This window comes from uncultured Eudoraea sp. (assembly GCF_947258925.1).
In the GTDB taxonomy this organism is placed as follows: Bacteria; Bacteroidota; Bacteroidia; order Flavobacteriales; family Flavobacteriaceae; genus Eudoraea.
The window spans coordinates 24,894-36,527 of sequence record NZ_CAMYKG010000030.1 but is presented as its reverse complement, the minus strand read 5'-3'; the positions used below and the strand labels follow the sequence as shown (position 1 = coordinate 36,527).

The 11,634-nt window shown below is 40.2% G+C and carries 6 protein-coding genes; all 6 read right to left on the bottom strand.

All coding sequences use genetic code 11. The features are described from left to right. Positions 1-2,102, bottom strand: a 2,102-nt coding sequence (locus tag Q0X77_RS11320) for a CRTAC1 family protein (protein ID WP_297797401.1), incomplete at its 3' end; no start/stop codon positions are given. A gap of 91 nt (positions 2,103-2,193) precedes the next feature. Further along, on the bottom strand, positions 2,194-3,846 hold the full coding sequence (locus Q0X77_RS11315; RefSeq protein WP_297797399.1) for a sodium/sugar symporter: 1,653 nt from the start codon (positions 3,844-3,846) through the stop codon (positions 2,194-2,196). Positions 3,847-3,947: 101 nt separating this feature from the next. After that, positions 3,948-5,273: a xylose isomerase gene (gene xylA, locus Q0X77_RS11310; protein ID WP_297797397.1), complete on the bottom strand. Its 1,326-nt coding sequence runs from the start codon at positions 5,271-5,273 to the stop codon at positions 3,948-3,950. A gap of 1 nt (position 5,274) precedes the next feature. Beyond that, positions 5,275-6,759: an FGGY family carbohydrate kinase gene (locus tag Q0X77_RS11305; RefSeq protein ID WP_297797395.1), complete on the bottom strand. Its 1,485-nt coding sequence runs from the start codon at positions 6,757-6,759 to the stop codon at positions 5,275-5,277. 120 nt (positions 6,760-6,879) lie between these two features. Next, positions 6,880-8,493, bottom strand: coding sequence for a RagB/SusD family nutrient uptake outer membrane protein (locus Q0X77_RS11300; protein WP_297797393.1), 1,614 nt, complete (start codon positions 8,491-8,493; stop codon positions 6,880-6,882). Positions 8,494-8,510: 17 nt separating this feature from the next. Further along, positions 8,511-11,606, bottom strand: coding sequence for a SusC/RagA family TonB-linked outer membrane protein (locus tag Q0X77_RS11295; RefSeq protein ID WP_297797391.1), 3,096 nt, complete (start codon positions 11,604-11,606; stop codon positions 8,511-8,513). Between the last annotated feature and the right edge of the window lie 28 nt (positions 11,607-11,634).

Here is an 11,634-nt window from a genome sequence, read left to right as displayed (position 1 = left end):
TCATTTATGGCATCCGGCTCAAATAAGGAATCCTGGATGCTACTAAAATTGCCCAAACTATCTTGTATAAAAAGTGCGGAAGCCTGGCCTTTACCACCACTAATAAATATATCATCCCGGGAATCCATGTTTATATCTGCTATAGAAACAGCAGGGCCTTCATTTGTATTGGCAAATGGAACTAGTGGATCACGATTGAATTCCATACTAGTCTGATCTTTATGTCTAAAATTCAGGATCTTGGGCACATTAAGGAGAAAGCTCTCCGCTTTAGGCTGTGATCTCTTATAAAAATCGCCTTTGGCCAATTCCATGCTTAGAGCCAAATCCTGATTTGATTTTACGGATCTTAACGTCTGGTAATTTCCCCCGGGCCATATTACATGAATAGAATCTATCACGGTATCCTGCCCTAGACCTAAATGCATTGTGTTAGAAACGGCAGATAAATAACCTCTGGTTGGAAAATTTTCCTGTTTGAGTATTCCATTGGACGTATATGCGATGACTTTGGCGCCGGTGCCGAATTTATTCTTTTCAGAACCTTTTAATGAGACCTTGATATAATTTCCCTGCCCAATTCTATTAGATTTATTTTCAAGCAGATAAGCTTTTTCATTAAGGTTATTTACAACTATATCCAAGTCCCCATCATTATCCAGGTCTGCATAAACACAACCGTTGCTAAAAGACATTTCTTCATGATACCACTCTGAGGTGACATTTTTAAAAGAGAGGTTTTTATTATTTCTATACAGGTAGTTTGATGCTCGTTTTTCCGGGAGTTCTTCAATAAATGCCATATCGGTTTGGGTCATTCCGGCGTCTATTCTTTTTTGAATATTATCATTGGCAATAAAACTAATGAAGTCCATATCATTGGTGGCTCCTTTAATTCCGTTGGAGATAAAAATATCCCGAAACCCGTCATTGTCATAATCAGCGGCCAGGACTCCCCAGGACCATTCGGTTGCCGAAATACCGGATAAATTTCCAATTTCACTGAAATTTTCTGAGCCAAGGTTGAGGTGTAAAGTATTTGACATATACTGCGGAGCATATCCATTTTTAAGATAATACTGATATGTTGGAAATGCATACTCCAATCCTGAAGTTTTATAGGTTTCCAAATCTTCCGGAAGCATATCCAGAGAAAGAATATCTGTAAGTCCATCGTTATTCAAATCTGCCAAATCGTTACCCATTGAGTAATGAGTGGTATGCCCCAGGTGTTTATTATCTGAAGAAATGAGTTCTTTAAAAGTACCGTCGTGCTGATTGATGTACAGGTAGTCATTTTCAAAAAAATCGTTACCTACATAAATATCGGGAAACCCATCATCATTTATATCGCTTACACCAAGCCCCAAACCATATCCAATCTTACCCTGATAAATACCGGCTTCAGCAGAAACATCAATGTATACCCCATCCTCATTCTTATACAGGCGGTCACCTGAAAGGGAATCTTTTTCGGATCTTTGGGCCCCTTTGCCATAGGTTCTGTTTGGATGTACCGAATGGTTTAAGAGATACATATCAAGGTCTCCATCCAGGTCATAGTCCAGAAATGCTGCCTGGGTTGAGAGGCCGCTAAAATCAAGGTTATAAGTAGCTGCCTCTTCACTAAAGGTTGGAATACCTTCTTCATTTATGCCTTTATTCACAAATAGCAGGTTCTTTCCTTTTAGGCTCCTGTAATTGCCTACTTTACAAACATAAATATCAAGTAAACCATCCTGGTTAATATCTACGTGGGTGGCCCCGGTGGTCCAATTCCCTGAATTAGCTATTTTAGATGCCTTGGTGACATCTTCAAATTCTAAGCCTCCTTTATTAATGTAAAGTTTATCTTCACCCTGATTGGATGTAAAATAGAGGTCTTTTAACCCATCATTATTGAAATCTGCCGAAACCACGCCGCCTCCATTGTAGTAGTAGAGATAGGTAAGAATATTAAGCTCCGGGGTGCTTTCGAGGCTATTCTTAAAGTGAATTCCGGAATGTGCGGAGTCAACTTTGTCAAACAGTTTCTCCTTCTTTTCAGTACAGGCGCTTAGTATTAAAAGCACACTAAAAGAAAGTCCTAAAATCCTTTTCATTTATGCTCCAAAATGGGACGGCAAGATAATGAAACTAGCGGAAAAAGGAATGTAATCCAAGTTAATCTTTATCAGTTATTTACAATAGGAGTTAGTTCCAAAACAGGGCATAAATGGTGGCAATAATGATCATTGTAGCGAAGGCGCCTATATTAAATTTGGGACTAGTTTTGAACAGTTCTTTTGAAAGGGGTATACCTTTTGGATCATCCTGGCCCTTATTCTGATTAAGGCTTACCAAGACTATTACCAGCATAGTGAGCAGTGTGGTGTACCCCATCTGGTCCATAAATGGAACATCTGCAAAAATGGGGTTGTCAGACCATCCGCTGGGAGCCACTTTAAAATAAAATGCTATGGGTATAGACGCCAATGCCCCAACGATAGCGCCTCTATTGGTTGTTTTCTTCCAAAATAAACCTAACATGAAAACTGCTAAAATCCCGGGGCTGACCAATCCGGTCCATTCCTGAATGAACTGAAATGCCTGATCTATACCACCCAGTAATGGTGCCATTACACACGCAATACTAAGTGCTGCCGCTGCGGTCATTCGTCCAACGTTAACCGTTTTTTTGTCAGAAGCATTTTTGTTTATGTACTGTCTGTAGATATCCATTGTAAAAATGGTAGATGTAGAATTTAACATAGATGCCAGAGAAGATACAATGGCTGCTGCCAAAGCTGCAAAAGCTACTCCCTTAAGTCCGGTAGGTAAAAATTGTAAAAGCCAGGGATAGGCCTTATCCGCTTGTTCAAGGGTAGGTAAATTTTCAAGGCCGGTATCTCCAAAGCGATTTAATATTTCGGGATCATTAACCATCACATAGGCCGCAATGCCCGGTATAACCACAATTGCAGGAATAATTATTTTTAGAAAAGCAGCAAGAATAATTCCTTTTTGCGATTCACGTAAGGATTTTGCTGCGAGCGTTCTTTGAATAATATATTGGTTAAAACCCCAATAATATAAGTTGGCCACCCACAAACCACCAACCAGAACCCCCAGACCGGGCAGATTGGCATATTCAGGATTTGATTTATCAAGTATCATCACAAATTTTTCAGGGACCGTTTCGTAAACTACTTTGAGACCTTGCAAAATACCCTGTCCGTCGGAGACTGTATTTAGAGCCAGATAGGTTGTGATTAAACCTCCCAGAACCAGGAAGATAACCTGAATGACATCTGTCCATGCAACGGCAGAAAGGCCTCCGTAAAGAGAATATGCTGCCGCGAATAATGACAGTCCAATTACCCCATAAATCATTGGAATCCCCATTATGGTTTCCAGGGCTAATGACCCTAAGTACAAAACAGAAGCCAGGTTTACAAAAACATAAAGGGCAATCCAAAATACCGCTAAAATAGTCTTAAGTGTTGTGCCATAGCGTTGCTCAACAAATTGCGGGATCGTATAAAGGCCTTTTTCGATAAAAATTGGCAGGAAAAATTTACCAACAATAAGTAGGGTTATTGCTCCCATCCACTCATAGGAGGCAATCGCCAGGCCCACTGCAAATCCTGAACCTGACATACCTATGAATTGTTCAGCGGAAATATTGGCGGCTATTAGAGAAGCTCCAATAGCCCACCAGGGTAGGGATTTACTGGCAAGGAAATAATCTTCAGCATTCTTTTGATGCCCTTTTTTATCCCGGGAAACCCATAAGCCTACTCCCAAAATTAAGAAGGCATATGCTACAAAAATAAAATAATCCCAAAACCCGAAAGATGATGTCATAGTTTGGTTGGCGGTTTAATAAATGCTAATTGCTCAATTTTGGCAAAATTCTTCTCCAATTAAAAATTTGCCTTGAAATTTGATGGGTTTTAACCTTAGCACTAGAGGTACTGATTGACTATGTTTTCAAACAATTCCTGTTTGCCGCTTTGTAATTCCAATTCACCATTTGATTTTGCAATTTCATAAAGATCCGTCAAATCCAATTTCCCATTTTCATAATCCTTTCCTTTACCGGAATCGAAGGATTGATAACGTCTTTTTCTCAAGTCATTATAAGGAGAAGAAGTCATAATCTTGTCGGCAATTAGCAATGCTCTTGCAAAAGTGTCCGCACCACCGATATGTGCATGGAATACATCATCCATGTCTGTGGAATTTCGCCTTATTTTGGCATCAAAATTAATCCCACCTCCTTTTAATCCTCCTGCTTTCAGGAATGTGAGCATGGCTTCAGTTACTTCGGTAATATTATTAGGGAACTGATCTGTGTCCCATCCATTCTGATAATCGCCACGATTTGCATCTATACTTCCCAACATCCCATGAGCGGCCGCAACTTCCATTTCATGTTGCATGGTATGACTTGCCAGGGTAGCGTGGTTGACTTCGAGATTTAGTTTAAAATCATCCTGCAATCCATACTGATACAAAAAGCCAACTACCGTAGCAGCGTCAAAGTCATATTGATGTTTCATAGGTTCCATGGGTTTTGGTTCTATAAAAAAAGTTCCCTTGAAACCTTGTTTGCGCGCATAATCTCTGGCTGTTGCCAAGAATTGGCCCATATGGTCCAGCTCTCGCTTCATGTCTGTATTTAACAAGGACATATAGCCTTCCCTGCCTCCCCAAAAAACATAATTTTCACCATCTAAAGCCATCGTAGCATCCAAAGCCAGTTTTATCTGGCCTCCTGCCCGGGCCAAAACATTAAAATCGGGATTGGTAGATGCACCATTCATATATCTGGGGTGGGAAAAACAATTCGCCGTACCCCACAAAAGTTTAACACCTGAAGCTGCTTTTTTCTCTTTTATATAATCAACGATGGCTGAAAGTCTCTTTTCAGACTCTGTAAATGAATCACCTTCCCGTACCAGGTCAAAATCATGGAAGCAGAAATAATCAAACCCCAGTTTGGTTATGAATTCAAAGGCTGCATCGGCCTTTGCTCTGGCAGCATCCATAGGATCACTATGCATATCCCATGGAAAATTTTGTGTGCCTGGCCCAAAAGGATCGGCCCCAACCCCGCAAAAGGTATGCCAATAGGCTACGGCAAACCTTAAGTGATCTCGCATGGTTTTACCTGCTACAAGTTGATCCGGATTATAGTATTTAAAGGCCAGGGGATTATCAGATTCTTTACCTTCAAATAGTATTTCGTCTATTCCCTTATAATATTCCGTGTTTCCAATAAGTGCCATATTAATTGATTTTTAATTTTATTTCCAGTTCGTTCTTCCAAAGTTCGTAAGCCAACCTATAGTCTTTTTTTTCAGAGGAAGGTTTATAACTCATGATATAATCGTTATCCATAATTTGTTTGCCGAAATTGGCATAATTTCCATCATGCAGCTGGCAGGCTCTGGCAGCTCCTATAGCACCAGTAGTGTTGTATATTTCAATATCGTGTTCTATTAAAGTAGCAATGGTATCTGAAAAAATAGGCGATCTGAATAAATTATCATTACCAGCCCTTATTACTTTAGCCTTTATACCATCGGTTTTAAGTATTTCCATTCCATAAACAAAGGAAAAAGCAATCCCTTCAAGAGCAGCCCTGCACAGATGTGCATTATTATGCCTATTCAGGTTAATGTTTTTTATTTCAGCGCCTAAATCGTTATTCTCTAACATTCGTTCAGGACCATTTCCAAATGGCAATATTATGACTCCATCAGCACCAACAGGAACCCGGGCAGCCAGCTCGTTCATTTCCTCGTAATTAGAAACATTTAAGTTATTTAACAACCATCTATACATGATTCCGGCGCCATTGATACATAATAACTTACCTATACGACGGCTTTTAAGGCTATAATTTACATGTGCGAAATTATTAACACGCGAACTTTCTTTTACAGACAAGTTGTCGGTGATGGCATAAACAACGCCTGAAGTACCGCCCGTGGCTGCTACTTCACCTGGATTGAAGACATTTAACGATAAGGCATTATTAGGTTGATCTCCGGCACGGTAAAGGATAGGAGTTCCTTCTGCCAGACCGGTTTCAAGGGCTCCTTTAGAAGTAATTTGGCCCTGGTCTGAAAAGGTATCCACTAGTTCAGGGATATGGTTTTCTTCCAACCCATAATAATCCAAAAGCCAATTGGCAATTTTATTCTCCTTAAAATCCCAAAAGATACCCTCTGAAAGTCCTGAAATAGTAGTGTTAATTTTACCACTTAGTTTAAAGGCAATAAAATCACCGGGAAGCATGGCTTTATAAATTTTACCATAAATCTCCTTTTCGTTTTCTTTTACCCACTTTAATTTTGATGCGGTAAAGTTAGCCGGCGAATTTAGTAGTTCATGGGCACATTTGTCCTGGCCAAGTTCATCAAAGGCTTTCTTTCCTATATCAACCGCCCTGCCGTCACACCAGATAATGGAATTTCTTAGGGGAGTTCCTTGCTCATTAACTATAACCAGGCCATGCATTTGATAGGAAATACCAACCCCTTTTATTTCGCCGGGTTGAACTTTTGTCTGATCAAGTATTTGCTTTGTAGCCTTGCATATATGGGTCCACCAATCTTCCGGATTTTGTTCTGCCCAACCTCTTTGAGGGGAGTGCATAGTCATTTCCGTTTTGGGTTCATTTACTACACCAAGGCTTTTACCCGTAATGGTTTCAACCAGGGCAACTTTAATTGAAGAGCTTCCAAGATCATAGCCTATGGTGTACATATGTTTAGATTGGTTTTTGACAGCTTAAGATATTGTTTTTATAGTTATAGGCCAAGTCATTGAAAATAAAAAACCCTGATCATAATGACCAGGGTTTTTAAAATATAAAGTAATAAATTCTTAGTATCCGGGATTCTGAACCAGATTAGGGTTAAGAATAATCTGAGTTGCAGGAATAGGGAATAATTCACGATCTGAATTCCCAATAGCTGCAGGGTCTTTAAATTCCCAATCACGCGTATACTGTCCAAATCTTATTAAATCATTACGTCTCCAAAACTCTATGTAAAGTTCTCTTCCTCTTTCATCGATCAAAATTTGATCTGTTACACTACCTACGGGTGTAGCACCACGTAAAACACGTAGTTCATTGACCATTGCTGTAGCATCGCCTCCACTTCTGTGCATTGCTTCTGCTTTCATCAAATGGGCATCCGAATATCTGAAGAAGATTTCATGCGACGTAAATCCGCCATATCTTGGGTTGTACTTAAGTACCCTGATACCGGTTACTTCATCATTATCTAAAAGGTTTGGTTGCCCATCAACTGCACTTACAAATTCTCTTGAAAAAACTAAAGGTGCACCACCTCTTTCTGTAAGAGGAGTTCCGTCAGGACCGTATTGTTGTCCCTTAAGGAAACCAAAACCAATATGCGAACCATCGGCGATTCCGTCACCGTCTGTATCTGTTGTTCCATCTGCACCGGCAGGCTCGCCCTGTAGTGGCACGCCACCTCTTCGTTCTTCTTGTCCGCCACCTACAAAATTATCTTCTGGTCCTTCAAATAAATCATAGAATTCAGAAAGAGTAGAAAAACCATTCCATCCACCTGATTGTTCAGGGGTAACAAGGTTATAATGCAAACCATTCCAAATCCTGTTTCCAACACCGGTATTGATCCACCAGATGGTTTCATTGTCAGGGGTATCTCGGAAGATATCAAAAAACCCTGCTTCCAAAGCGTAGCCATCAGCGGCAATTTGATCTACCAGGGATATTACTATTGCCATATCCGCAGGATCAGGGCTTCCGGAACCATTAAATATATGTCTGTTCAAATGAAGCTTGGCCAATAAATATCTGGCGGCAGCTTTGGACACATTTACATTTTCTGCACCAGATGGTCCGGTAGCCGGTAGTCCGCTAATAGCAGCATCCAAGTCAGAAGCAATAAGTGCTATAGCATCCTCACCAGTTAAGACTTCTGGATCTTGCAATGGTGGAGCCTCTGTATCCCGAATTGGGACCTGGCCAAAATTGTCTAAAATTACGTAAACCGCCAGGGCTCTGAAAAATGATGCAGCCGCCCTTGAATCCGGCGAAGATGCAGACCTGCTGTCTAATACTTCACTGGCTACGAGCTGAAGCTCATTCCACTGGTTCCAAACATTGGTAATGTACTGATGATCCGGAGTCCAGGAGTGCTGGTGTAATTGTCTCCATATTCCGTTATCTCCCCAGTCAGATCCTCTTGTAGGGACTAACATTTCATCTGTCGTAACTTCACTGAGGGCATACAGGTTAGCCTGGTCGCCTATATATCCGTTGATGGAATTATACATGGCAGAAACCTGACTAGCTGCTTCCTCAGCAGTAGCTATACCCTCAAAATTGGGGGCAAGCAAAGAATCGGTTGCTTCGATTTCCAGATCGGTACATGAGAAAAACAGTGCCAATGCCGGTAACGAAAACATCAAAATTTTTGATCGTGTTTTTAAATAATTAATCATTGCAGTTTTTTTTAAAATTAAAATTTAGCATTTATCCCTAAAGTCACAGTCAGTGGTCTTGGGAATGTGGTATAATCTATCCCTTGGCTTGGAATACCAGTACCAAAATCACCTGTGTTGGCCGAAACCTCAGGATCAAGACCAGAATAATCTGTAAACAGTAATAAATTTTGTCCGGTCAAAGAAAACCTTAGGTTGTCAAAGAACCCTTCTCCAGTAAGAGGCACATTGTAGCCAACCGTTGCGTTTTGCAGACGTACAAAATCACCTTTTTCCAAATATAGGGTAGAAACTTCTTGTGATACCAGGTTAAATCCTGTTGGATCCGTATTCCTGGAAGTTAAAAAGGTAGGTCTGTTTAAGAAAGCATTTCTTGTGTTGTTATACACTGAGAACCCAAACTGGCCTGCAAAAAATACATTAGCATCAAATCTACCGGCATTTAAGTTAAGGGTAAGTCCAGATACAACATCAGGAACCGCATCTTCACCGACAAAACTTTTTTCATCTGCACTGAAGTTAGGATTTCCGTTGGCATCCTCAGAATAGGTAGCCATGTAGTAAGAGAAAATAGATATTCCTTCTCCCAATCGCTGTGCAAAAGCTCCGGTAAGACCCGGACCATTAATTTCGCTGAAATCTGCGGTAGTTCCATTTAAACCTGTAACCTTGTTATCGTTATAGGAAATATTGAAAGCTGCTGAAAAGGTTACATTATCAGTTTGAACAAAGTCATAAGCCAAAGCCACTTCTACCCCTTGGTTAACCAATTTACCGTTTTCAAGGTTCTTAAATACGAAAGGATCAAAAGCAGGAGCTGCTGCAGCTTGTCTGAACAAGAGATCTTTAGTTTCCTTCTTGTAGAAATCAAGAGATCCGCTAAAACGATCGAGGCCGAAACCAAAATCTACACCTATGTTGTAATCAAAAGTCTCTTCCCACTTTAAATCTGGATTCTGTACAGCAACAGTTTCAAGTCCCGGTCTGTTTATGCTACCATCGTCATTAATTCCCGGTGAAGCAAAACGCTGTCTTTTAATAAACTGCGCATAGCTTAAACCATCCTGGTTACCTGTGATACCTGCACTTAATCTTAATTTTAATGTAGAAATGTTAGGACCTATAAATTCTTCTTCATTAACTTTCCATGCAAACGCACCAGATGGGAAATAACCGTACTGGTTGTCCGGAGCAAATTTAGACGAACCATCTGCTCTGAAAGTTGCTGTAAACAGGTATTTGTTATGCAAGTTAACATTTGCTCTTGCAAAGAAGGATTGCAATTCATCCGTATTATTAAAGGTATCTGCCCATGCAGAAGTATATTTTCTTACTCCAAGGGGGCTTAAGACAGCGGTATCACTAAATGGATTTAAGCTGTTTACAAAACTGCCATTAGCATCGTATCCAAATTGTTGGTATCCACCTGTAACCAGACTTTGTCCACTTCGGATCGTTTGTTTTAGATCTGTACCCATTTGATCGAGGTTTTCTGTGAATGCACCCCATCCCTGGGAATTGAATCCTTGCCTCTGAAAATCCTGGTAGGTAAAACCAATAATGGCATCTAAAGAAACCTTAGACCAGTCTCTTTTCCAATTTAGGGTTGCTTCCAGTAATTGACTTGTCGCATCCAATTCATTGTATGAAGCCTGTCCCTGTCCACTCACCCGGTTCTGATTCGTAACTCTGGGTGAAATAGTTGCACTTGCTGTGGCAAATGAGTCATCATAACCAACAGCTACTTTTGCTCTTAATTCATTGTCATCATCATCGATAATATCATAAGAAGCAGCAAAATTGATTAAAAACCTATCGGTATTGGTTTTTTGCTTATAGTATGCCAAAAGGTTGGCAGGATTTAACAGGTTACCCGGAATACTGAATTCGGGGTCATTGGGCCATGTTGGATTTGCAGAATATGTTGCTCCAATAAGGTTACCACTGGCACCAGACCCACCACTAATTTGAGGTGCCAGGTCATTTACGCGAGCCATAGAAGCCTGTAAATCAAATTTTAATCTGTCATCAACAAAACGTTGGTTTACATTTATTCTTCCCGTAATTCTTTCCTGAGAAGACTTTTCAATAACACCAAACTGTTTTCCATAAGAAAAAGTACCTCTTACATTACCACTACCATAATTGTTGGAATAAGATAAATTGGTAACAGGAGAAACTACAGTTCTTAAAACTACCTTCTGCCAGTCAGTATTAGAGCCTTCATTTATATCATTCGCAATCGTCTGTCCACGTTCCGCGGCTGTTTGTGCCAGGAATGTTGGGGCATCATAAAGGTCAAAATTCTCTCTTGGTGTAGAAATACTTATAGTTTGATCAAATTCCCAAACACCACCTTGAGCACTTTTTCCACTTTTAGTTGTTACAATTACTACCCCGTTGGCTCCCCTTGATCCATAAATTGCCGTTGCAGAGGCATCTTTTAAGATAGAGATACTTTCAATATCGGAAGGGTTAATAAAGTTTAGAGGGTTTCTTGTAGCATTTTCACCACCTGTAATATCACCACCACCAGGAGTAGTAGATTCTGATGATAATGGAATACCATCAACTACAAATAAGGGATTATTATTAGAACGGATGGAGTTTGCACCCCTAATCCTAATATTAACTCCCGCACCAGGTTCACCACTTGCCTGGGCAATTTGAACCCCTGCAGTTTTACCCTGGATCAATTGCTCTGGTGAAGCAATGATACCACTGTTAAAGTCTTCTGCATTTACTGCAGAAACCGCACCTGTCGCATCTTTGACGGTAGTAGTACCATAACCGATAATTACTACTTCATCCAATGCTTGTGCATCCTCTTCTAGAACTACGTTGATAGTAGTTCTTCCATTTACTGGAACTTCCTGTGTACTGTAACCAATATAACTGATAACAAGAGTAGCACCGCTATCTACATTGTTAAGCGTATAGTTACCATCAAAGTCCGTTTGTGTACCGTTTGTAGTTCCTTTAACAACAACACTGGCCCCTGGTAATGGACCATTTGCATCGGAAACTGTTCCTGATACTTCTTGCGCTTTTGCAATCCCGAAGCTTAGAATAGCTCCGATCAGTAAAAAGCTTTTTAGTAGCGTAATCTTCATAAAAAGTTAATTTTGAGTTTAGTTAATT